Annotated in this window: 24 protein-coding genes; 13 read left to right on the top strand and 11 right to left on the bottom strand. The window is 31.1% G+C overall.

Annotated features, from left to right (window positions below):
• Nucleotides 1-251: 251 nt before the first annotated feature.
• From HMPREF3241_RS10385 to HMPREF3241_RS10375, 3 genes are all read right to left on the bottom strand, one after another.
• Nucleotides 252-1,757, bottom strand: a complete 1,506-nt coding sequence (locus tag HMPREF3241_RS10385; protein WP_070853657.1) for a peptide MFS transporter — start codon at nucleotides 1,755-1,757, stop codon at nucleotides 252-254.
• Between the two features lie 281 nt (nucleotides 1,758-2,038).
• Entirely contained in the window at nucleotides 2,039-2,539 is a 501-nt protein-coding gene (gene queF / locus HMPREF3241_RS10380; protein ID WP_002445919.1) for a preQ(1) synthase, read from the bottom strand.
• Between the two features lie 13 nt (nucleotides 2,540-2,552).
• Nucleotides 2,553-3,428 carry a DMT family transporter gene (locus HMPREF3241_RS10375; RefSeq protein ID WP_002473943.1) on the bottom strand — a complete coding sequence of 292 codons (876 nt, stop codon included), beginning with the start codon at nucleotides 3,426-3,428 and terminating at the stop codon, nucleotides 2,553-2,555.
• A gap of 752 nt (nucleotides 3,429-4,180) precedes the next feature.
• Between HMPREF3241_RS10375 and nrdI the strand changes: the two genes are divergently transcribed.
• From nrdI to HMPREF3241_RS10335, 8 genes are all read left to right on the top strand, one after another.
• The gene (gene nrdI / locus HMPREF3241_RS10370) at nucleotides 4,181-4,579 is read left to right on the top strand and encodes a class Ib ribonucleoside-diphosphate reductase assembly flavoprotein NrdI (protein ID WP_001829589.1); all 399 of its coding nucleotides are present in this window, start codon (nucleotides 4,181-4,183) and stop codon (nucleotides 4,577-4,579) included.
• Entirely contained in the window at nucleotides 4,542-6,647 is a 2,106-nt protein-coding gene (nrdE, locus tag HMPREF3241_RS10365; protein ID WP_002457603.1) for a class 1b ribonucleoside-diphosphate reductase subunit alpha, read from the top strand. The genes nrdI and nrdE overlap by 38 nt, the downstream gene beginning before the upstream one ends.
• Before the next feature lie 118 nt (nucleotides 6,648-6,765).
• Complete coding sequence (gene nrdF, locus HMPREF3241_RS10360) at nucleotides 6,766-7,734, top strand: class 1b ribonucleoside-diphosphate reductase subunit beta (RefSeq protein WP_002445923.1); 969 nt, start codon at nucleotides 6,766-6,768, stop codon at nucleotides 7,732-7,734.
• Nucleotides 7,709-7,930: a hypothetical protein gene (locus HMPREF3241_RS10355; RefSeq protein ID WP_002445924.1), complete on the top strand. Its 222-nt coding sequence runs from the start codon at nucleotides 7,709-7,711 to the stop codon at nucleotides 7,928-7,930. The genes nrdF and HMPREF3241_RS10355 overlap by 26 nt, the downstream gene beginning before the upstream one ends.
• A gap of 63 nt (nucleotides 7,931-7,993) precedes the next feature.
• Entirely contained in the window at nucleotides 7,994-8,968 is a 975-nt protein-coding gene (locus HMPREF3241_RS10350; protein ID WP_002445925.1) for an ABC transporter permease, read from the top strand.
• The gene (locus tag HMPREF3241_RS10345) at nucleotides 8,952-9,911 is read left to right on the top strand and encodes an iron chelate uptake ABC transporter family permease subunit (RefSeq protein WP_002445926.1); all 960 of its coding nucleotides are present in this window, start codon (nucleotides 8,952-8,954) and stop codon (nucleotides 9,909-9,911) included. The genes HMPREF3241_RS10350 and HMPREF3241_RS10345 overlap by 17 nt, the downstream gene beginning before the upstream one ends.
• Entirely contained in the window at nucleotides 9,908-10,687 is a 780-nt protein-coding gene (locus tag HMPREF3241_RS10340) for an iron ABC transporter ATP-binding protein (RefSeq protein WP_001829596.1), read from the top strand. The genes HMPREF3241_RS10345 and HMPREF3241_RS10340 overlap by 4 nt, the downstream gene beginning before the upstream one ends.
• Before the next feature lie 79 nt (nucleotides 10,688-10,766).
• Nucleotides 10,767-11,810, top strand: coding sequence for a ferrated catecholamine ABC transporter substrate-binding lipoprotein SstD (locus HMPREF3241_RS10335; protein WP_002445927.1), 1,044 nt, complete (start codon nucleotides 10,767-10,769; stop codon nucleotides 11,808-11,810).
• A gap of 151 nt (nucleotides 11,811-11,961) precedes the next feature.
• Here the strand turns inward: HMPREF3241_RS10335 and HMPREF3241_RS10330 are convergent, their stop codons facing one another.
• From HMPREF3241_RS10330 to HMPREF3241_RS10320, 3 genes are all read right to left on the bottom strand, one after another.
• Nucleotides 11,962-12,276, bottom strand: coding sequence for a CHY zinc finger protein (locus HMPREF3241_RS10330; RefSeq protein ID WP_002445928.1), 315 nt, complete (start codon nucleotides 12,274-12,276; stop codon nucleotides 11,962-11,964).
• A 21-nt stretch (nucleotides 12,277-12,297) separates the two neighbouring features.
• Nucleotides 12,298-13,230, bottom strand: a complete 933-nt coding sequence (gene murB, locus HMPREF3241_RS10325) for a UDP-N-acetylmuramate dehydrogenase (protein ID WP_002445929.1) — start codon at nucleotides 13,228-13,230, stop codon at nucleotides 12,298-12,300.
• Between the two features lie 116 nt (nucleotides 13,231-13,346).
• Nucleotides 13,347-13,874, bottom strand: coding sequence for a GrpB family protein (locus tag HMPREF3241_RS10320; protein WP_002457598.1), 528 nt, complete (start codon nucleotides 13,872-13,874; stop codon nucleotides 13,347-13,349).
• A gap of 116 nt (nucleotides 13,875-13,990) precedes the next feature.
• On the opposite strand from HMPREF3241_RS10320, the gene HMPREF3241_RS10315 reads away from it, so the two are divergent.
• From HMPREF3241_RS10315 to HMPREF3241_RS10305, 3 genes are all read left to right on the top strand, one after another.
• A complete protein-coding gene (locus tag HMPREF3241_RS10315) occupies nucleotides 13,991-14,881 on the top strand; it encodes an EMYY motif lipoprotein (protein ID WP_070853656.1) in 891 nt (296 codons plus the stop codon).
• A 148-nt stretch (nucleotides 14,882-15,029) separates the two neighbouring features.
• A complete protein-coding gene (gene ytxJ / locus HMPREF3241_RS10310; RefSeq protein ID WP_001829675.1) occupies nucleotides 15,030-15,350 on the top strand; it encodes a bacillithiol system redox-active protein YtxJ in 321 nt (106 codons plus the stop codon).
• A 270-nt stretch (nucleotides 15,351-15,620) separates the two neighbouring features.
• Nucleotides 15,621-16,751, top strand: a complete 1,131-nt coding sequence (locus HMPREF3241_RS10305; RefSeq protein WP_002495826.1) for a glycerate kinase — start codon at nucleotides 15,621-15,623, stop codon at nucleotides 16,749-16,751.
• 91 nt (nucleotides 16,752-16,842) lie between these two features.
• Here the strand turns inward: HMPREF3241_RS10305 and pepT are convergent, their stop codons facing one another.
• From pepT to HMPREF3241_RS10285, 4 genes are all read right to left on the bottom strand, one after another.
• The gene (gene pepT / locus HMPREF3241_RS10300) at nucleotides 16,843-18,081 is read right to left on the bottom strand and encodes a peptidase T (protein ID WP_002445933.1); all 1,239 of its coding nucleotides are present in this window, start codon (nucleotides 18,079-18,081) and stop codon (nucleotides 16,843-16,845) included.
• A 20-nt stretch (nucleotides 18,082-18,101) separates the two neighbouring features.
• Complete coding sequence (locus HMPREF3241_RS10295; RefSeq protein ID WP_002445934.1) at nucleotides 18,102-18,596, bottom strand: threonine/serine exporter family protein; 495 nt, start codon at nucleotides 18,594-18,596, stop codon at nucleotides 18,102-18,104.
• A 15-nt stretch (nucleotides 18,597-18,611) separates the two neighbouring features.
• Nucleotides 18,612-19,373, bottom strand: a complete 762-nt coding sequence (locus HMPREF3241_RS10290) for a threonine/serine exporter family protein (RefSeq protein WP_002445935.1) — start codon at nucleotides 19,371-19,373, stop codon at nucleotides 18,612-18,614.
• A 195-nt stretch (nucleotides 19,374-19,568) separates the two neighbouring features.
• Complete coding sequence (locus HMPREF3241_RS10285) at nucleotides 19,569-20,639, bottom strand: GGDEF domain-containing protein GdpS (RefSeq protein WP_002457594.1); 1,071 nt, start codon at nucleotides 20,637-20,639, stop codon at nucleotides 19,569-19,571.
• Between the two features lie 341 nt (nucleotides 20,640-20,980).
• On the opposite strand from HMPREF3241_RS10285, the gene HMPREF3241_RS10280 reads away from it, so the two are divergent.
• A complete protein-coding gene (locus HMPREF3241_RS10280) occupies nucleotides 20,981-22,060 on the top strand; it encodes a glycosyltransferase family 4 protein (protein WP_002457593.1) in 1,080 nt (359 codons plus the stop codon).
• A gap of 59 nt (nucleotides 22,061-22,119) precedes the next feature.
• On the opposite strand, the gene HMPREF3241_RS10275 is transcribed toward HMPREF3241_RS10280, so the two are convergent.
• Nucleotides 22,120-22,761 carry a YigZ family protein gene (locus tag HMPREF3241_RS10275; protein ID WP_002445938.1) on the bottom strand — a complete coding sequence of 214 codons (642 nt, stop codon included), beginning with the start codon at nucleotides 22,759-22,761 and terminating at the stop codon, nucleotides 22,120-22,122.
• A 144-nt stretch (nucleotides 22,762-22,905) separates the two neighbouring features.
• Here HMPREF3241_RS10275 and fakB1 point away from each other — a divergent pair, with 144 nt between their 5' ends.
• Nucleotides 22,906-23,772, top strand: coding sequence for a fatty acid kinase binding subunit FakB1 (gene fakB1 / locus HMPREF3241_RS10270; protein WP_002445939.1), 867 nt, complete (start codon nucleotides 22,906-22,908; stop codon nucleotides 23,770-23,772).
• The last annotated feature ends 205 nt before the right edge of the window (nucleotides 23,773-23,977 follow it).

Genomic DNA, 23,977 nt, shown 5'->3' with positions numbered 1-23,977 from the left:
TTTATTAAATTATACGAAAGGGCCTTATTTTTAAAGTATTTCGATGTAAAATTACATATAAACGCAAAGTATTTTGGCGAGACTCTTGAGAGAACAGGACAAGCTGAAGACTACAGGATGAAGTTGTCTTCTAAGAAAGCCAGCCAACAATACGAAGTATTATAAATAAAAAGCCAGTAAATGAATTTATAAAAACTCATTTACTGGCTATTTTTCTAGGAATTACATTCTATCTCATTTTAGTCAAATGATTAGCGAATACCTTTCATTGCTTTAGAAATCTTAGGAATAAACGCTAATATAATTAACGTAATCACGGTTGCAACAACACCTAAGAAGATAAAGTAATTGGTTTGACCAAGTGGTTTAATTAATTTAACTAATGTCCCGTTAATGGCCTGAGCTGAAGCGTTAGTTAATAGCCAAAGACTCATCATTTGTGCGTTAAATGCCTTAGGTGCTAATTTAACTGCTGCACTACTACCAGTTGGAGAGAGACAAAGCTCACCAATAACACAGATAACATATGAAAGAATAACCCAGTTAACTGAGAATTGTGTATCCCCGTAGATATAACCGATTGCTCCCATCAGTATGTAAGATGCGCCTGCTAAAATAGTACCAATTGCAAACTTAATAGGTAGGCTAGGTTGTTTTTTTCCTAGCTTTTGCCATAAAAGAGTAACAACGGGTGCAAATAATAAAATAAATAATGGGTTAATAGTTTGGAAAATAGCTTCACCAAAATGTGTTTTCCAACCAAATAAATTTAATTTCATATCAGAGTTTTCAATACCATAGATATTTAATACATTAGATCCCTGTTCTTGAATTGACCAAAATAACATACCTAAAATGAATAATGGAATAAATGCTTTTACTCTTGATCTTTCAGTATCAGTAACTTCTTTACTTCTAATCATTGTTGTAAAGTAAATGATTGGTAAAGCAATACCTAAAATTAAAACAGTATTACTGATTAGATTAAATGATAGCGTATGTGTAAAGTAAGCAATCATAAGGATTAATACTATTGCTATAACAACGATTACGATGATTGTTCCATACTTTTTCTTTTCAGAAGAAGATAATGGGTTCGTCGGTTTCATACCGATACTACCTAAAGTTTTACGGTTGAATAATAAGTACCAAACTAATCCAAGAGCCATTCCTATTGCTGCAATCAAGAAGCCACCATGGAAATTTCTAATATCGATATAGTGTTGTAAAATAATTGGTGAAACGAGTGCACCCATGTTCACTGACATATAGAAGATAACAAATCCAGCATCCATGCGTACGTCGTTTTCGGGATAGAGTCTACCAACAATATTTGAAATGTTTGGTTTCATTAAACCTGATCCTACAATAATAAAGAACATAGAAGTGAATAAACCAACCATTGCAAAAGGAAGGCTTAAACATATGTGACCTATAATAATTAATATAGCTCCGATTAGTGTGGCACCTCGGGTACCTGTAATTCTATCAGCTATCCAGCCACCTGGAATTGAAGACATATAAATTAATGATCCATATACAGACATGATAGACATGGCTGTTGTTTTGTCCATTCCAAGTCCGTTTTCCTGGAGTGCAAAATACATATAAAAAATAAGCATTGCTCTCATTCCGTAATAGCTGAATCTCTCCCAAAATTCTACGAAAAAGAGAACGCCTAATCCTTTTGGATGTCCGAAGAATCCATGTTGCGGTATTTCTTGAACTGCTTGTTCATGGGACTTATTTGAAGTCATAAATCATCCCAACCTTTCTTGCCCAAATCATCTTATTAAATTGTTTTAAGGTGATTTTACTATTGTGATAAAAAAATTTCAATAATTTTCAAAAAATTTAAAAAAGAAAATTCTATCAATTGATATAATTTGTAACATTTAATCCGATGATATAATTTCAATGATTTTATTACTATATTTATTCAATGACGCGCTATATATAAAATACGCTTTAATGCAGTAAAGTGCAACAAAAATCTCTACCATCAAATATAACAGTAGAGATTTTTATGAAATACATATTAACGATTATCTATTTTTTCTGGATACATGTCATGATTCATTAATCGATGTTCAGCTATTTTTTCATATTTTGTATTAGGACGACCATAATTCGTGTAAGGATCTATGGAAATGCCACCTCTTGGAGTAAATTTACCCCAAACTTCAATATAGTGTGGGTCCATTAAATTAATTAAATCATTCATAATAATATTCATACAATCTTCGTGAAAATCTCCGTGGTTTCTAAAACTAAATAAATATAACTTTAATGATTTAGATTCCACCATCTTGATATTAGGGATATACGAAATATAAATTGTCGCAAAATCTGGTTGACCCGTAATAGGGCATAGTGATGTGAATTCTGGACAATTAAACTTAACAAAATAATCACGACCTTGATGCTTATTATCAAAAGTTTCTAAAACTTCCGGTCTATAATCAAATTCATAAGTGTTATTTTGATTGCCTAATAAAGTAATATCTTTTAATTCATCTTTTTGACGTCCTTGTGTCAATTTTCTAGCTCCTTTAATTATTTTGATTTATAGTTGTTTCTCGTCTTGCTTTATCAAACATATAGTAACTTGCTCCGATAATGACAATATATCCTACTGTTGCAAGCATATCAGGTGATTCTCCAAATAGAATAAATCCAAATAATGCAGTAAATATTATAGATGCATATGTGAAGATGGAGATATCTTTTGCTGGAGCAAAACTATAAGCTAATGTTATACCAATTTGTCCTACAGCTGCTGATAATCCAGCGCCGAGTAAGAAAAGAATTTGAATTGTTGTCATAGGTGTATAAGTAAATATTGAAAAAGGTATAAGCACTACAACTGAGAATAATGAAAAATAAAACACTATCGTATAAGGTTTTTCACGAGTGCTGAGTGCTCTAACACATGTGTAGGCAGATGCTGCAAAAATACCTGATAGTAATCCTGCTATTGAAGGAATAACTGATGATGAAAATTCTGGTTTAACAATTAAAAGCATCCCTAGTATTGCAATAATCATCGCCGTAATTTGATATTTTCGTACCTTTTCATGTAAAAAAATTAAACTAAGAACAATTGTCCAAAAAGGATTTAATTTCATTAATGTATCAGCATCGCTTAATACCATGTGATCAATTGCATAGATATTAAGTAAGACACCGATTAACCCAAGTGTTGAACGTGAGATGAGTAGAGGTTGACTACTTAATTTCCCAAACATAGGTTGTCTATACTTATAAATAAAAAATAATGGTATAAACATGGCTACAAAATTTCTAGCTAGAGATTTTTGAAAGACTGGTAAATCACCGGCCAATCTAAAAAAGACTGACATAAAACTAAAACCCACAGCTGAAATCAATATAGCAATAATACCTTTAACTTTCGGATTCAATATCATCGCCTCAATATTATATGATTAACGACATTATATTAGCATATAAACTCTAACTATGCATAAGTTCTTGATAATTCAATGGAAACGAGCTATAATAAAAGCGAACAAACGTTCGTATTCGAAGTCTTTATAACTGTTGTGCAATTTAATAAAAAGCTAGAATCATGTTTTTAAAAATGTAATTTATATCTGTTATTGTAGAAATTTACGTAACTATTCATTTAACTCTATATGTCTAATTTCAATAGAAAAGCAAGTAAAGACACTCAAAAAAATTTTTTTATTTTAAAATAATGACACTAAACTCGTAGTGATGCACTTTCCAAATGATAAGTTATTTCTGCCATCAATTTTTAACTTTCATTAGTGATATGAGTTATGTATAATGAAACACAGAATATAGTATTGAATCAAAAATACAAACACTATATATAGTGTTTGACTGAGAATATAACGTTGTAGCATTTAATCATTTTAATGCAATTTGACACTACTTTTATCTCGAAAATATTGCAATTATAGTAAAAACCTACTAAAAAGATAATTTATCATGTAGTGTAAATTTAAGTTTTAACCACTATATATTGTGGTTATTTATATATTTTAAAGGCTATTTACAGATTGAAAAATTTTTACGTAAAAGTAACTATTTTCAACTGTTTTTATAAGTAGATGATTTAAATTATATTATAGATATTTGATCATTTCTAATCTACTTTTAGCAGAATCAAAGGTTGACGAAAGAAGGTGATCCAATGAAAGTAGTATATTATTCATTTTCTGGTAATGTTAGACGATTTATTAGTCGTGCTGGTATTAAAGATACATTTGAAATTACTCAAGATAATTGTAACGAATCAGTTAATGAACCTTACATTTTAGTTACTGGCACTATTGGATTTGGAGAGGTGCCGCAGCCGGTTCAATCTTTTTTAAATGTAAATCATACTCAGTTACAAGCTGTTGCTGCGAGTGGAAATCGAAATTGGGGACAAAATTTCGCTAAAGCTGGCCATACAATTTCTGAGGAATATAAAGTTCCATTAATGATGAAGTTTGAAGTACAAGGGACAAATAAAGACATTATTGAATTTAAGGATAAGGTGGGCAATTTCAATGAAAACCATGGAAGAAAAGAAATACAATCATATTGAATTAAATAATGAAGTGACCAAGAGAAAAGACAATGGTTTCTTTAATTTAGAGAAAGATCAAGAAGCATTGAAGGTGTATCTTGAAGAAATCCATGATAAAATGATTTCCTTTGATGATGAAATCGAAAGACTTCATTATCTTGTTGACAATAATTTTTATTTTAATGTTTTCGAAAAATATAGCGAAGCAGAATTAAGTGAAATTACTGAATACGCAAAATCAATTCACTTCCAATTTGCTAGTTATATGTCGGCAAGTAAGTTTTATAAAGATTATGCTTTAAAAACGAATGATAAAACTAAGTTCCTTGAGGATTATAATCAGCACGTCGCAATCGTTGCACTTTATTTAGCGAATGGTAATGTTAAACAAGCTAAACAATTTATTTCTGCAATGGTGGAACAACGCTATCAACCGGCGACACCAACATTCTTGAATGCAGGTAGAGCAAGACGTGGAGAACTTGTTTCATGTTTCTTATTAGAAGTAGACGATAGCTTAAATTCTATCAATTTCATTGATTCAACTGCAAAACAACTTAGTAAAATTGGTGGTGGTGTGGCCATTAATTTATCTAAACTTCGTGCACGTGGAGAAGCAATTAAAGGAATTAAAGGTGTAGCTAAAGGTGTTTTACCTGTTGCTAAGGCACTTGAAGGTGGATTTAGTTATGCAGATCAATTAGGACAACGTCCTGGCGCTGGGGCAGTGTACTTAAATATTTTCCATTACGATGTTGAAGAGTTTTTAGATACTAAGAAAGTGAATGCTGATGAAGATTTACGTTTATCTACAATTTCGACTGGTCTTATTGTGCCTTCTAAATTCTTTGATTTGGCAAAAGAGGGTAAAGATTTCTATATGTTTGCACCTCATACAGTTAAACAAGAATACGGTGTGACTTTAGATGATATTGATTTAGAAAAATATTACGATGATATGGTTGCAAACCCTAATATCGAGAAAAAGAAAAAAGACGCGCGTGAAATGTTAAATATGATTGCTCAAACACAATTACAATCTGGTTATCCATATCTTATGTTTAAAGATAATGCAAACAAAGTACATGCAAATTCAAATATTGGGCAAATTAAAATGAGTAATTTATGTACTGAAATTTTCCAATTACAAGAGACATCAGTAATCAACGACTATGGAACTGAAGATGAAATTAAAAGAGATATTTCATGTAACTTAGGTTCGTTGAATATCGTGAATGTTATGGAATCAGGTAAATTCAGAGATTCTGTGTTCACAGGTATGGATGCTCTTACAGTTGTAAGTGATGAAGCAAATATTCAAAATGCACCAGGCGTAAAAAAAGCGAATAGTGAACTACATTCTGTTGGATTAGGAGTAATGAACTTACATGGTTATCTAGCTAAAAATAAAATTGGCTATGAATCTGAAGAAGCAAAAGACTTTGCTAATATATTCTTTATGATTATGAACTATTATTCCATCGAACGTTCAATGGAAATTGCGAAAGAGCGTGGAGAAAAGTATCAAGACTTTGAACAATCAGACTATGCAAATGGTAAATATTTTGAATTTTATACATCTCAAGAATTTGAACCAAAATTTGAAAAGGTTCGTCAACTTTTTGATGGTATCGATATACCTACTTCAAATGATTGGAAAGAATTGCAAAATAAAGTAGAACAATATGGACTTTATCACGCTTATAGATTAGCTATAGCTCCGACTCAAAGTATTTCTTATGTTCAAAATGCGACAAGTTCTGTTATGCCTATTGTTGACCAAATTGAACGTCGTACGTATGGAAATGCGGAAACATTTTATCCAATGCCATTTTTATCACCAGAAACAATGTGGTATTACAAATCAGCATTTAATACTGATCAAATGAAACTTATTGATCTAGTAGCTACAATTCAAACTCACGTCGACCAAGGTATTTCAACGATACTTTACGTTAATTCAGAAATTTCAACACGTGAGCTTTCAAGATTATATGTCTATGCACACCATAAAGGGCTTAAATCTTTATACTATACACGTAATAAATTATTAAGTGTGGAAGAATGTACAAGTTGTGCAATTTAATTAATTAAGTTGTAAATATTTTAGGGTAGAGTGATGAATCGATGTATTTCTTTAAATTATAGATTTACATTGGTTCAAAACTCTTTATTTTATACATAAATATGACAGGAGGATTTTAATGAAGGCGGTAAATTGGAACACCCAAGAAGATATGACTAATATGTTCTGGCGGCAAAATATCTCACAAATGTGGGTGGAAACAGAATTTAAAGTATCAAAAGATATAGCAAGTTGGAAAACATTAACAGATTCAGAGAAAAATACTTTTAAAAAAGCGCTTGCAGGTTTAACAGGTTTAGATACACATCAAGCTGATGATGGTATGCCATTAATCATGCTTCATACTACTGATTTAAGAAAGAAAGCTGTTTATTCATTTATGGCTATGATGGAACAAATCCATGCGAAAAGTTATTCTCATATCTTCACTACATTATTACCATCTAGCGAAACCAATTATTTATTGGATACTTGGGTTATTGAGGAGCCACATTTAAAATATAAATCAGATAAAATTGTAGAAAATTACCACAAACTTTGGGGTAAAGAAGCATCGATTTATGATCAATATATTGCTCGTGTTTCTAGTGTGTTCTTAGAAACATTTCTATTCTATTCTGGCTTCTATTATCCATTATATCTCGCAGGACAAGGAAAAATGACTACGTCAGGTGAAATTATACGTAAGATACTTTTAGATGAATCTATACATGGCGTGTTCACAGGTTTAGATGCACAAAGTCTGCGTAATGAGTTATCTGAAAGTGAGAAACAAAAAGCTGATCAAGAAATGTATAAATTATTAAATGAACTTTATGATAATGAAGTTTCATATACACATTTATTATATGATGATATTGGCCTTGCTGATGATGTATTAAATTATGTTCGATATAATGGAAATAAAGCATTATCGAATTTAGGTTTTGAACCATATTTCGAAGAAAGAGAGTTTAATCCTATTATTGAAAATGCCTTAGATACATCTACAAAGAATCACGATTTCTTCTCTGTTAAAGGTGATGGCTATACATTGGCTTTAAATGTTGAGCCTCTTCGTGATGAAGACTTTGTTTTTGATAATTAGTATAGTACTTTTAAAGAGATTCCTATTAAAATTAGTAGGAATCTCTTTTTTTATGAAAGTTGGTATTATAAAATATTCTGATGAATTATTACTGCTGGATAAAACATTTATAAAATTTCTAAAAAAATATGAAAAACTATTGAAAAAAGAAAATAGAGTCTATAATATTGATGTTAATGATAATCATTATCATTGACATCAATATTACTTTCGTATATTGACCTAATACATCTTTAATATTTAGCAAGGAGAATAACTAATGAAATTTATTTTTAAAGGTTATACCTTATTTATTTTATTAGTGATTTTAACTATTGTCTCTTTATTTATAGGGGTGAGTCAGCTCTCTCTAATAGATATTTTCCATTTAAGTGATGAACAAATGAACATTTTGTATTCGAGCCGAATTCCCAGAACAGTTAGCATTCTACTTTCAGGTAGTTCACTAGCTTTATCAGGATTAATTATGCAACAGATGATGCAAAATAAATTTGTAAGCCCAACGACTGCTGGTACTATGGAGTGGGCAAAATTAGGTATTTTATTGTCATTGTTGTTCTTTCCTAATGGTCACATTTTAATCAAATTATTATTTGCTGTTGTCCTAAGTATTGTTGGAACGTTTCTATTTGTTCAATTAATTAATCTTATCCGTGCAAAAGATGTAATCTTTGTTCCACTTTTAGGCATTATGATTGGTGGCATTTTATCCAGTTTTACTACATTTGTAGCACTGAGAACCAATGCTTTACAAAGTATTGGAAACTGGTTAACTGGTAACTTTGCAGTTATAACGAGTGGTCGTTTTGAGGTGTTGTATCTTACAATACCATTACTTATTTTGGCATTTGTATTTGCAAATCATTTTACTATTGCAGGTATGGGAAAAGACTTTAGTCATAATTTAGGTGTAAGTTATGAAAAAATTATTAAAATAGCGTTATTCATAACAGCAACGCTAACAGCATTAGTTGTTGTTACTGTTGGAACATTACCATTTTTAGGTTTAATCGTACCGAATATCATATCTATCTATAGAGGCGATCATTTGAAAAATGCATTACCACACACGCTTATGCTCGGTGCAATTTTTGTTTTAATTGCTGATATTATTGGTAGAATAATTGTTTACCCTTACGAAATTAATATTGGATTGACGATAGGTGTATTTGGCACAATTATTTTCCTAATCTTGCTCATGAAAGGTAGGAAAAATTATGCAAATGAGCACTAGTAAAAAAATAAGTATACTGGTCGTTATAGCAATTTGTATGTCAATTTTTTATTTATTGGTAGGTTTAGATTTTGATATATTTGAATATCAATTCCAAAGCCGTTTCAAAAAATTTATTCTTATATTATTAGTAGGAGCAGCGATAGGAACGTCTGTAGTTATTTTCCAATCTATTACTACAAATAGATTATTAACTCCTTCTATTATGGGACTTGATTCTGTGTATTTATTTGTCAAAGTCTTACCTATTTTTATTTTAGGTGAACAAGCAACCGTGGTTACAAATATCTACCTTAATTTTTTAATCACTTTGATTGCAATGGTGTTTTTTTCATTGCTGCTATTTCAAGTTATATTTAAATTAGGTCACTTTTCAGTCTATTTCATATTACTAGTTGGTGTAATATTAGGAACTTTCTTCCGTAGTATTACAAGTTTTCTCCAACTTATAATGAATCCTGAATCTTTTTTAGCAGTTCAAAATGTTATGTTTGCTAGCTTTGAAGCATCAAATTCTAAATTAGTAACTGTTTCAGGCATATTATTAGTTATCTTAATAATTGTTACAATAATACTTCGACCATATTTAGATGTTCTTTTGTTAGGTAGAGCACAAGCAATTAATCTAGGTGTTTCTTATGAAAATATGACGCGCATGTTTCTTATTCTGGTTGCTCTACTCGTCTCGATATCTACTGCATTAATAGGTCCTGTAACATTTCTTGGCTTATTAACAGTCAACTTAGCACACGAATTTATGAAGACCTATGAACACAAATTTATTTTACCAGCAACAATATTATTCAGCTGGATTAGTTTATTTATAGCGCAATGGGTAGTTGAAAATCTATTCGAAGCAACAACTGAATTCAGTTTGATAGTAGATTTAGTTGGTGGAAGTTACTTCATATATTTGCTTGTCAAAAGGAGAAATGCAAATTGATTCAAATTCGAAATTTAGATAAAACGATAGACAATAAACCTATTTTAAAAGATATTAGCGTAGATATTAAAAAGGGAAAATTGACTTCACTCATAGGGCCTAACGGTGCTGGTAAGAGTACATTATTATCTGCTATCAGTCGCTTATTTAGTTATGAGAATGGTTCAATTTTGATTGAAGACAAAGAAATTTCAGAATATAAAACTGACGATTTAGCTAAAAAATTAAGTATTTTAAAACAATCTAATCACACTGATATGAACATAACTATCGAGCAACTAGTTAAATTTGGTCGTTTTCCATATTCAAAAGGTCGAATGAAGCAAGAAGACTATGACAAAGTGGAATATGCTCTTGATTTATTACAGCTTAATGAAATTAAGCATCGTAATATTAAAACACTATCTGGAGGTCAGCGACAACGTGCATATATTGCTATGACTATAGCACAAGATACTGATTATATATTATTAGACGAGCCTTTAAATAATTTAGATATGAAACATTCAGTACAGATTATGCAAACGTTACGAGATTTATGTCGTCAGTTAAATAAAACAATCATTATCGTATTACATGATATCAACTTTGCTTCTTGTTATTCAGACGACATCATTGCGCTTAAACAAGGTGAGCTAGTTAAAGCTGATGATAAAGATAATGTTATTCAGTCTGACATTTTAAAAAGTTTATATGAAATGGAAGTACGTATAGAAGAGATAAGGGGACAACGTATTTGTCTATATTATGATGAAACTACTTTTGACTCAGTTTAATAATTAAAATTGAGACTCATAGTAAAAGAGGTTATCCATACGAAAAAGAAATTATAAATTTGATTAGGGAGTTGCACATATGAAAAAAACAGTTTTATTTTTATTATTGTCTCTAGTTTTAGTTTTAACGGCTTGTAATAATAGTTCGAATAATAATTCAACTTCGAAAAAAAATAATAGTGATTCTAAAGAAACTGTAACAATCAAGAATAGTTTTGAAACAAGTGGTAAAGAAAATAATGGCAGTGATAAGAAAAAAATCTCTAATACTGTCAAGGTACCAAAGAATCCTAAAAATGCCGTTGTGTTAGATTATGGGGCACTTGATGTATTGAAAGAATTAGGTGTGGCTGATAAAGTAAAAGGCTTACCTAAAGGTGAAAATAACCAATCTTTACCTAATTTTTTAGATGAATTTAAAGAAGATAAGTATATTAATACTGGAAATTTAAAAGAAGTGAACTTTGATAAAGTTGCATCAGCTAAACCAGATGTGATTTTTATTTCAGGAAGAACAGCTAATCAGAAAAATTTAGATGAATTTAAAAAAGCTGCACCAAAAGCTAAAGTCGTATATGTAGGTACAAGTGATGACAACTTAATTAAAGATATGAAAAGAAATACAGAAAATTTAGGGAAAATCTACGATAAAGAAGATAAAGCTAAAAAAATTAATAAAGATTTAGATAGAAAAATATCTGATATGAAAGATAAAACTAAAGACTTTAATAAGAAAGTAATGTATTTATTGGTTAACGAAGGTGAACTATCAACGTTTGGACCAGGAGGAAGATTTGGTGATTTAGTGTTTGATACATTAGGATTTAAACCTGCAGACAAAAAGGTTAGCAAAAGCCCACATGGTCAAAATATAAATAATGAATATATTAACAAACAGAATCCAGATGTTATTTTAGCTATGGATCGTGGTTCAGTTGTAGGTGGCAAAGCAACAACAAATCAAGTTTTAAAAAATAAAGTTATAAAAAATGTAAAAGCAGTAAAAAGTAATCATATTTACGAATTAGATCCAAAACTATGGTATTTCTCTTCAGGGTCTTCAACGACAACTATCAAACAAATTGATGAATTAAATGAAGTAGTAGAGAAAGTTGAAAAATAATCTTATAATAAGAGAAAAACCAACCAAGGTATAAGAAGAAAACTTTAAATACATGAATAGAATGTTGAGATAAGAAGAGCTCCTAAAACGAATTTTTAAATAAAATTCACTTTAGGAGCTCAAATATTTCAAAAACTTTGTAACAAGTTATTTATACTTCAAAATATAAATGATAATGAAATTTACAACGACTGTTAAAATGCGCTTTACAACGAGGACACATTTCTACCATCATATAGTCACGGATACGCATCTCATGTTTACAAACACCACACATAATAGCTTTTACATCAAACTCATTTTCAGCCCATCTTTCAATTGTATGAGATACGTGTTCATTATGACATTTATAACACGGATAATATTTGTTGCAACATTTAAATTTAATGGCAATAACATCTAAAGATGAGTAATAATGTGTACATCGTGTTTCATTATCTATGAGTGATCCATAAACCTTTGCCAATGATGTGCCCTCCTTAAAGAATTAATCTGTAGGATGTTCACCTATAATACGTACCTCAGTATTCAATTCAACATCAAATTTTTCTTTAACTGTTTTTTGTACGTGATGTATAAGTGCTTCATAATCAGTTGCTGTTCCGTTGTCTACATTAACCATAAATCCAGCATGCTTAGTTGAAACTTCAACGCCACCAATTCGATAGCCCTGTAAATTTGAATCTTGAATGAGTTTACCTGCAAAATGACCCGGTGGTCTTTGGAAGACACTTCCGCAAGAAGGGAATTCAAGTGGTTGTTTAGATTCACGTCTTTCAGTAAGATCATCCATTTTAGCCTGAATTTCATCTAATTTACCTGGTTCTAAGGTGAAAGCAGCCTCTAATACAACTAAATGTTTTTGTTGTACCACACTATTTCTATAGTCTAATTCCAGTTCAGCTGTAGTGAGCTTTAATAAATCACCTTTTTCATTTACACATAATGCATAGTCAATACAGTCTTTAACTTCTCCACCATAAGCACCAGCATTCATGAATACAGCGCCACCAATTGACCCAGGGATACCGCATGCAAATTCTAAACCGGTTAATACATGGTCACGTGCAACATTTGAAACGTCAATAATTGCTGCGCCACTACCTGCTATAATTGCATCATCAGAGGTTTCAATATGATTGAGAGATAGTAAGCTGAGGACGATTCCTCGAATTCCACCTTCTCGAATGATGATGTTCGACCCATTTCCTAGATAAGTTACCGGTATACTGTTCTCATGGGCAAACTTTACGATGGCTTGGACTTCTTCATTTTTGGTAGGGGATAAATAAAAATCTGCCTTTCCTCCTGTTTCTGTATATGTATAACGCTTGAGAGGTTCATCCACTTTAATAATATCTTTAGGAAGAATTGACTCTAGTCCGCGTAAGATGTCATTTTTATTCAATGTTTTGAACATCCTTTCTCATCTTCTTAATATCAACATTATTATATCAATTATAAAAGTTATTTGCGAAATTTGGATATATGAATTGATTATAAATATAAAATGGTTATGTCGTACTTTATGAGTATTTACGATAACAAATTAGATTCCTTATACAATTTCTCAAACAAATTTTGTTTTTGAGACTCATATTCACGTATCTTTTTAGCATGTTGCACAATTTCATTTTTCTTACTTGCAAACCATTCTGCTATTGCTTTATCGTTATGTAATAAATGATTGACTGTTTGATATTGTTTAAAAAGAGGAGTTTTCATTTGAATAATATGTAATCTTACTTCTTGTTTTAATTCACTTAAATTATTAAAACGTGCCATGACAACTTTCTTCTTGTAAGAATGGTGCAAACGATAAAATCCAGCATAATTTAAGCGCTTTTCATCTAGTGAAGTAATATCGTGCAAGTTATTTACACCAACAAGTATATCTAAAATGGGTTCAGTTTGATAATTAAAATGACAGGTACCACCGATATGCTGAGTGTATTTAATAGGAGAATCTAAAATTGTAAACAATACGTCTTTCACTTTGTTATATTCATATGTAAATTGTTTCATAGATTCTTTTTTAATAAAAGGTTGAACATTAGCGTACATGAAATACTCCTCATTTATAAAAATAATATATACAATAAAGTCTGACATACTATAACACAATTCATTTTCATAATAAATACGTTTATGTATAATGTTTAGTGATAAGGAGTGCAAATATGAAAAAACTACTATTTATCATAACAGTTATCATTTTAACCATAGTTGTATCTGCTTGTGGAAATGAAACAAAAAGAGATATTAAACAATTTGAAAGTCAATATAAAGAAATTCATCAAAAACAACAAAGTGTAGAAAAAGTTATGGATAAAATACCATTAAAAGAGTTAGATAATTTAAGTAAAACTGATACCACTGATAAAAATAAAAAAGAATTTCGTGCACTTCAGCAGGATATTAATAACTATTTGATACCTGAGTTTAAAAAATATAAAAATTCAACTCAACATTTAACAGCAGATACTAATGAAGTTAAGCACTTGAAAGAGGATTATCTAAAAACTGTTGAAAATAAAGAGAAATCTATATATGATTTAAAAGAATTTGTAGATTTATGTAATCGCTCAATTAAAGATAATGAAGATATTTTGGATTATACTAAATTATTCGAGAAAAATAGAACTGAAGTGGAGTCTGACATTAATAAAGCACAAAATAAAGAAGATGCAAGTCAACTTAAATCAAAATTAGAAGAAAATAATCAACAATTAAAAGATACTGCTAAAAAATATTTAAATTCTTCAAATAATGATTCTGACTCAGCGAAAGAAGCAATCAAAGATCATATTTCACCACTTATTGACAAACAAATTACGGATATTAATAAAACAAATATTTCTGATAATCATGTTGATAATGCTAGAAAAAATGCAATTGAGATGTATTATAGTTTGCAAAATTATTATGATACGAGAGTAGATACGATTAAAACTAGCGAAAAATTAGCTCAAATTGATGTTGATCGATTGCCAAAAGAGGGAAAAGATATATCAGAAATGGATAAATCGTTCAAAAGAGAATTTAAAAAAATAAAAGAAAGTATAAATTAAATGCTATCTGAATTTAAAAAATTGAAAATTTATGGTTAACATTACATAGCAGAGTGTGTATAATTGTACCCATTGATAAGATTTTAGGGATAAAAATTTCACGCATATGCTTAGTATGAAGTGATAAATATTTTTAGAGGTGAATAGAATGGCTATTAAGCTGAGTTCAATTGACCAGTTTGAACAAGTATTAGAAGAAAATAAATATGTTTTTGTATTAAAACACAGTGAAACTTGTCCAATTTCTGCAAATGCGTATGATCAATTTAATAAGTTTTTATATGAAAGAGACATAGATGGTTATTATCTAATCGTTCAACAAGAGCGTAAACTATCTGATTATATCGCAGAGAAAACAAACGTAAAACACGAATCACCACAAGCTTTTTATTTTGTAGATGGTGAAATGAAGTGGAATGCAGATCACGATGATATTAACGTTTCTCAACTTGCTCAAGCTGAGGAATAATTAGAAAAGAATGAAATGATGAAGTAGCTTGCCTCAAATGTCAATGTTAGACAGATACAGGCAAGCTATTCTTATGTTATGAAAATTTTAAAATAGTTATGTATAATGTGATAATAAGTATAATTAATGGACATAATAAAGAACATGCAGAAGATATGTTATTTCTTTAATGTCAAATCATTGTTACTTAGATTTATAGATTATTCTCATACATCCTTTAGTATGTTTAAAATAATTTTTGGAAAAGAGAAAAATAAGGTGGTTAAGACAATGAAAGTTTTAGTAGCCATGGACGAATTTAATGAAATTATTTCTAGTTACCAAGCTAATAGATATGTTGAAGAAGCGGTAGCAAGTCAAATTGAAGATGCAGATATCGTTCAAGTTCCACTATTTAACGGTCGTCACGAATTATTAGATTCAGTCTTTCTTTGGCAATCAGGAAATAAATATCGTGTGAGTGCGCATGATGCTGACATGAAAGAAACCGAAGCAATATATGGACAAACGGATAGTGGTATGACTATTATCGAAGGGCACTTATTTTTAAATGGCAAAAAACCTATTCAACATCGATCAAGTTACGGTTTGGGAGAGGTTATAAAAGCAGCATTGGACAATCATACAGAACATCTTGTTATCTCTTTAGGTGGAATAGGAAGTTTTGATGGCGGTGCAGGCATGTTGCAAGCATTGGGTGCAAGATTTTATGATGATGAAGCACAAATTGTCGATATGAGGAAAGGTGCAGATTTAATAAAATATATTAGACGTATTGATTTATCAGGTGTTCATCCACAATTAGCGAAGGTAAACATTCAATTAATGTCAGATTTCTCAAGTCGGTTGTATGGGAAAAAAAGTGAAATCATGCAAACATACGAATCATTAGATCTGTCTCAAAATGAAGCAGCCGAGATAGATAATTTAATTTGGTATTTTAGTGAATTATTTAAGAATGAATTGAAAATAGCAATGGGACCAATCGAGCGCGGTGGTGCTGGAGGTGGTATAGCAGCTGTATTAAATAGTCTCTATCAAGCTGAGATTTTAACAAGCCATGAATTAGTGAATCAAATCACACATTTAGAAAACTTAATTCAACAGGCAGATCTTATTATTTTCGGAGAAGGTTTGAAAGAAGAAGATCAAATTCTAGAGACTACAACAATACGTATAGCAGAACTTACCCAACAATACAACAAGCCAGCTATTGCAATTTGTGCTACAAATGATAAATTTGATTTGTTTGAATCGTTGAATGTTACAGCAATGTTTAATACATTTATTGATATGCCTGATTCATATACAGATTTTAAGATGGGTATTCAAATCAGACATTACACAGTACAAGCACTAAAATTATTGAAAACGCAAATAAACTTACCGCTTTCATACTAATATTAAAAAAAGTTTTTATACACATTCAATTTAAAAGCCATTGACAGTAAGAGTAGCTTTTAGAGCTACATACTGACAATGGCTTTTTATGTTATTTATAAGATTGATGGCTGTTTGCTACTTCTTGAGCAATACCAACGACAACATGAACAGCTTTTTCCATTACATCGATAGAAGCGTATTCAAAAGGACCGTGGAAATTGCCACACCCCGTAAAAATATTAGGTGTAGGTAACCCCATAAAAGATAATTGTGATCCATCTGTACCGCCTCGAATAGGTTCAGTGTTAGGTACGATGTCTAAAGCGTCAAAGACACGTTTAGGTATATCTATGATGTGTTTCAAAGGTTTAATTTTTTCGGCCATGTTAAAATATTGGTCATGTACATCTACTTTAATTGGAAAATGATTATAATGAACATTAATATCATCACGAATTTCCATCATGCGTTTTTTACGTAGCTCAAACTGCTCTTTATCATGGTCGCGAATAATATATTGTAGAGTTGCTTTTTCAACATTACCTGTAAAATTCATTAAATGATAGAACCCTTCGTATCCTTCAGTTCTTTCAGGTACTTCATGTGAAGGAAGTAAACTATTAAACTGTTGACCTAAACTAATTGCATTAACCATGGCATTTTTAGCTGAACCTGGATGAACGTTAACACCGTGACAAGTGACAGTTACTTCTGCTGCATTGAAACTTTCGAATTGTAGTTCTCCTAATTGACTGCCATCCATTGTATATGCAAAATCTGCATTAAATCGACTAACATCAAATTGATGCGGGCCTCGTCCAATTTCTTCATCAGGTGTAAAGCCTACTCGAATTGTACCGTGTTTAATTTCAGGATGATCAATTAAATACTTTATACCTTCCATTATTTCCACAACACCTGCTTTATCATCGGCGCCTAGTAGAGATGTACCATCTGTCACCATTAGTGTATGCCCCACAACTTTATTTAATTCAGGAAAAACATCAGGATCTAAGATACGCTGAGATTCACCAAGTTTGATAGGTTGCCCATTATAGGCTTCAATGATATGCGGATTTACATGAGAAGCATTGAAATCTGGTGAAGTGTCTACATGTGCTAAAAAACCGACAGTAGGTACATTAAAATTAATATTGCTTTCGAGTGTAGCAAATAAGTAACCATGTTCATCCATGTCTGTTTTAAGCCCTAATGATTGAAGCTCTTCTTCCAATAGATTTAATAAATCCCACTGTTTATTCGTAGATGGTGTGGTCTTGGAATCAGGATTAGATTGTGTATCAATTTTTACATATCTCGTTAATCTTTCGATAATTTGTTTCTTCATACGAGTTCATCCCCTTAGATTTATACTCTATTATTCATATTATAGGATTTTTTATAAGTTTTACCCTTGATTTTACCATAATATTGCTTGATGCGTGAATAAATGTAATAGACGATTTCAGATACAAGTATACCGAATGCAATTGCACCAGAAATGAGTGTTACCTCTAAAAAAGTATTAACTGCATTCGTGTAATCATTTGATACTAAAAATCTTGTAGCTTCATATGCTGCGCCACCTGGAACGAGAGGTATAATGCCGGGGACGATAAATATAATAACAGGTTGTTTGTACCGTCTACTCATTGTATGACTCATTAATCCTAATATTAGACTTCCTAAAAATGAAGCGCCAACTTTACCTAAATCCATACCTACTGTCATCTGATATATTGTCCAAGCAACAGCTCCAACAAATCCACAAGCTAACAGCAATTTTTTAGGTGCATTAAATATAATTGAAAAAAGGACTGTGGCAATGAAACTAATGATAAAGTGAAACAGATAAATAAACATAACTAACAGCCTTTCTTATAATAATAGTAATACAATAGCTACGCCTGCACCAATAGCAAATGCAGTTAAAGCAGCTTCAACACCACGTGACATACCAGCAAGTAACTCTCCGGCAAGTAAGTCACGAATAGCGTTAGTAATCAAAATACCAGGAACGAGAGGCATGACACTTGCAATAGTAATAATGTCTTGATTTTTAGCTATACCTAGTTTAGTGAATATTGCTGCAATGCTAATAACAACAGCAGATGCCACAAACTCTGAAAAGAATTTAATTTGTATATACTTTTGCACGAAACTAAACGTTAAAAAAGCTATGCCACCCGCTAGACATGCAATCCAAGCGTCGGAAGCTACGCCACCAAACATGAATAAGAAAAAACCACAAGCTACAAAGGCAGCAATGAGATTTGTTAAGAAAGAAAACTGAAGAGACGCACGTTTAAGTTGCAGTAACTCGTTTTTTGCTTCGTCAATTGTAAGTTGCTTACTCGAAATTTTACGAGATAGGCTATTGGTTAAAGCAATTTTCTCAAGGTCGGTTGTACGCTCGCGAATACGAATCAATCTCGTACTAGTACGATCATTTAATGAGAAAATAATTGCAGTTGATGTCACAAAACTGTATGTATCATGTAAACCATAACTATGGGCAATACGATTCATTGTATCCTCAATTCGATATGTTTCAGCGCCTGCTTCAAGTAAGATTCGCCCAGCAATTAAGACTACATCAATTACTTTATTTTCATCAATGATAGTGATTGAATCTGACATATCTCATCACCTCCGAAGCTATTTAATATTTTTATGAACAATTGAAGTTTACAACTTGAAGACTTAAGTTTCAATAGAGAGCTTGATTTTAATAACATTTTCAATACTAATTAAAAATAGTAAAAAAATGCTATGCATAACTGTATACGCTTTAATGATTTTTTTACGTAGCAGTTAACATAGCATTTAGATTGATTATAATTTGACAATAGGATTAAACATGACTTTATTTCTTCCTTCACTTTTAGCCACATGTACCATATCATCAGCATCTTTAAATACTTTACGTTGAGATTTACGATCATCTTGAGTTAAGTATCCAACACCAATTGAAACTGATAGCTTGATTACTTCTTTGTTTGGTAGGTGGAAAGAAGATTTTTCAACACCGCTTCGAATATTTTCTGCTAATTTCACGCTTTGATCTAGTGTGTAATCTCTGATTACAACAGAAAATTCTTCGCCACCGTTTCTAAAGATTTTGAACTGGTTTGGAACATAGTTTTTTAATAGTTGAGACATTTGTTTGAGAACAGCATCTCCTGATTGGTGTGAATAATGATCGTTTACATCTTTAAAGCCATCGATATCAATGAGAAGTAAGGCTAAACTTTGTTTCTTTTCTTCAGCTTTACTTGAGACCTCATTTAAGTGTCTATCAAATTCTTTTACATTACCTAGACCTGTAAGATAATCGTATTTATCTTCATTTTCATAACGATTGACTAAAGAGAAAAAGTGCCATATATCAACGAATGTTATTGCTGAAGCAATTGTAATAATAAATGAAATAGGGATAAGCACTAAAATCTCTACGAGTTCATAAATAGGACTTAATAATGCTAAAAATAACAAAATGACAATGCTAATCAAATTTAAAATAAGTAAAGAAATGATATCGTTTTGCTTTAAAAATGGTCCAACTGCACTGACAATACCTGCAATAACGATTAATGTAATACCATAAATAATTGAGTTTCCAAAGATAAATACATCGACTAAAGATACGATAAAAGCAGCCGTGAGTGTATATATCATGTTGGTATAACGTCCTAAAAACAAAAGAGGTACAAATGTTAAATGAACGAGGTATTCGTTCTGAAACGGGATAGGGTATGCCGCTAAAAGTAAAGAAACGAATGTCATTAGTACAGTTACATATTCTTTAGAAAAAATCATTCTTTTATTTTCAGAATATTGTAACCTATGAAATAAATATATTCCTGCCACCATGACAGATATGTTATATATGATAGCTTCAAACATTTCCATACCGACTCCTTTTTTAACCATTAGCTATTGTAAGTGAAAACTTACAATTTGTCATCATCTAGCAACAGAAATTACACACAAACAATGGTATTTAATGTTAAAATAAGCACTTAAATGGTATGATTAAAAAAATGTATAGACAATACAAAGATAATGTAAAGGTTAATCTTTGTAATTTAGACAATAGCTATGTAACATGGATATTTATGATTTTAGTTCAATGAAAACGACATTTATGGTTGATAAATATTTGCGCATATAAATATTGCATTAAAAATGATAGATAACAAATTTTACATAGCGTGAGGTACAACTTATTCAATGAAGGTGAACTGATGTATACACTATTACTTATAGCTTTTACTATGATAGTCAGTTTAATAATTACACCCATTATTATTGTAATATCAAAAAAATTAGATTTAGTAGATCGTCCTAATTTCAGAAAAGTACATACGAAACCTATCTCAGTGATGGGAGGAACGGTCATTTTATTTTCTTTCTTAATAGGGATTTGGCTCGGACACCCTATTGAACGTGAGGTTAAACCGCTTATATTAGGTGCAATTACAATGTATATGGTTGGATTGATTGATGATATTTACGATCTAAGACCTTATTTAAAGTTAGCAGGTCAAATTGTTGCAGCTTTAATTGTTACGTTTTATGGAATTACAATAGACTTTATTTCATTGCCAATTGGACCAACGATTCATTTTGGCATATTTAGTATTCCTATTACAGTAATATGGATTGTAGCAATTACCAATGCTATTAATCTTATCGACGGACTTGATGGACTTGCCTCAGGCGTCTCAGCATTGGCATTAATGACTATTGGATTCATCGCTATTTTACAAGCGAACATATTTATTATCATGATTTGTTGTGTACTTTTAGGGTCTTTACTTGGTTTCTTGTTTTATAACTTTCACCCAGCGAAAATTTTCCTAGGTGATAGTGGCGCATTAATGATAGGATTTATTATCGGTTTCTTATCATTACTCGGCTTTAAAAACATCACATTTATTGCTTTATTCTTTCCTATTGTTATATTAGCAGTGCCATTTATTGATACATTGTTTGCAATGATTCGTCGAATGAAAAAAGGACAACATATAATGCAAGCAGACAAGTCACATTTACATCATAAATTACTTGCTTTAGGATATACCCATAGACAAACCGTTTTACTTATTTATTCAATAGCGATTATGTTTAGTTTATCTAGTGTTATCCTCTATTTGTCCCAACCTTTGGGTGCACTTATGATGTTCATTCTCATTGTCTTTACGATTGAGTTGATCGTTGAATTTACTGGATTAATAGATGATAATTATCGACCAATATTAAATTTAATTACAAAAAAAGGGAATGGCAAGCCACATCATTATGATGAACATCATCGTTCATAATAAAAAACACTATGTAGGTAATAAGCACGCGTTGCTTTAACTTACATAGTGTTTTTTATTTAATTGGTTTCAATATCAAAAGGTAATAGTTTAATGTCTTCTTGTTTCAAATCATAATTTCCGGAAGTAATTCGATTTAAAAAGTCTATAAAAGTATCATATTCATTTTTTACTACGTCAATTTGATAACTTACTTTATCGGTATAAAATTGTTCTCTTAATAAGAATGTGGTAGAGGCAAGTTCATATTCAAATTTTCCTGTCTGATCATAATCTAACGTAACGGTTACTGGAATAGCTTCTCTTAATTCGACTCTACCCATATCATATATCACGTCACGCACGGCGCCACTATATGCCCTAATAAGACCGCCTGCACCTAATTTGATACCACCGAAGTAGCGTGTCACGACGACGCAAACATTGTGTATCTCTAATTTTTTCAGTATCTCAAGCATTGGGATGCCGGCTGTTCCACTTGGTTCGCCATCGTCGTTTGCTTTTTGAATATTCATCTCCGGTCCGACAGTATAGGCTGAGCAATTATGAGTTGCATCTTTATGCTTTATTTTAATTTCATCTATAAAAGCTTTTGCTTCATTTTCAGTCGAAACAGGCTTAATATATGCTATAAAGCGTGATTTACTTATCACATTTTCAATTGAATGTGCTTGTTTAATAGTAATTATGGATTTATCCATCTTATTTTTGCCACCTACAATTCAGTTTTCTAACAATATTATACACGTAACAAGATAGGTTCTAAATTATTACGATGATATTTTCTTTTTTAAAAAATTATTGTATCATAACTATGAGTATAATTGAGGAGGATAAGTATTAAGATGAAGATTGCAGTTATGACCGATTCTACAAGTTATTTACCACAACATATAATAGATCAATATAACATACCAGTCGCTTCACTAAGTGTAACTTTCGATGATGGAGTGAATTTCACTGAGAGTGATGATTTTTCTGTAGATGATTTTTATAAAAAAATGGCTTCATCTAAAACTATACCAACAACAAGCCAACCTGCTATTGGCGATTGGATTGAGAATTTTGAAAGATTAAGAGAACAAGGATACACTGATGTCATCGTGATTAACTTATCAAGTGGTATAAGCGGAAGCTATCCTTCAGCAACACAAGCTGGTGAAATGGTTGAAGATATTCAAGTACATACGTTTGATAGCCGTCTTGCTGCGATGATTGAAGGTAGCTTTGCAATTTACGCTGCTCAATTGGTACAAAAGGGATATAAACCTGATGATATTATTAATGAACTAACTGAAATAAGACAACATATTGGTGCATACTTAATTGTTGATGATTTAAAAAATTTACAAAAAAGTGGTCGTATCACTGGAGCTCAAGCTTGGGTAGGTACATTGTTGAAAATGAAACCTGTCTTGCATTTTGAAGAAGATGGTAAAATACATCCACACGAAAAAGTACGTACAAAAAAACGTGCGCTAAAATCTTTAGAAACAAACATTTTTAAAGAAATAGAAGGCTTGGAAGATGTGACTGTATTTGTAATAAACGGTGATAAAACAGAAGATGGAAAGTCATTTCTTCAGCAATTAAAGGAAGATCATCCTAATGTTCATATTCAGTATTGTGAATTTGGACCAGTGATAGCATCACATTTAGGATCAGGCGGTTTAGGATTGGGTTACTTCCCAAGAAGAATAGACATTAATTAATATATAATCAAAAGTCTGAAAGCTTGATAGGAAAGAACACAGTGGTAATATCATTAGATATCACTTGTGTTCGCTTATTTGAGTATTTCAGACTTTTTTTGAAAGTAGTGAAATAAAATTAAATATTACGGCAGACTTATTTCTCCAACGCATCAACTTGAAGATGAATTAGTATCTCAAGTTTCAAAAGGTGTTATAAAAGACA

It is taken from the genome of Staphylococcus sp. HMSC34G04 (genome assembly GCF_001838765.1).
Classification (GTDB): Bacteria; Bacillota; Bacilli; order Staphylococcales; family Staphylococcaceae; genus Staphylococcus; species Staphylococcus epidermidis.
This window is presented reverse-complemented; position numbering and strand designations above follow the sequence as displayed.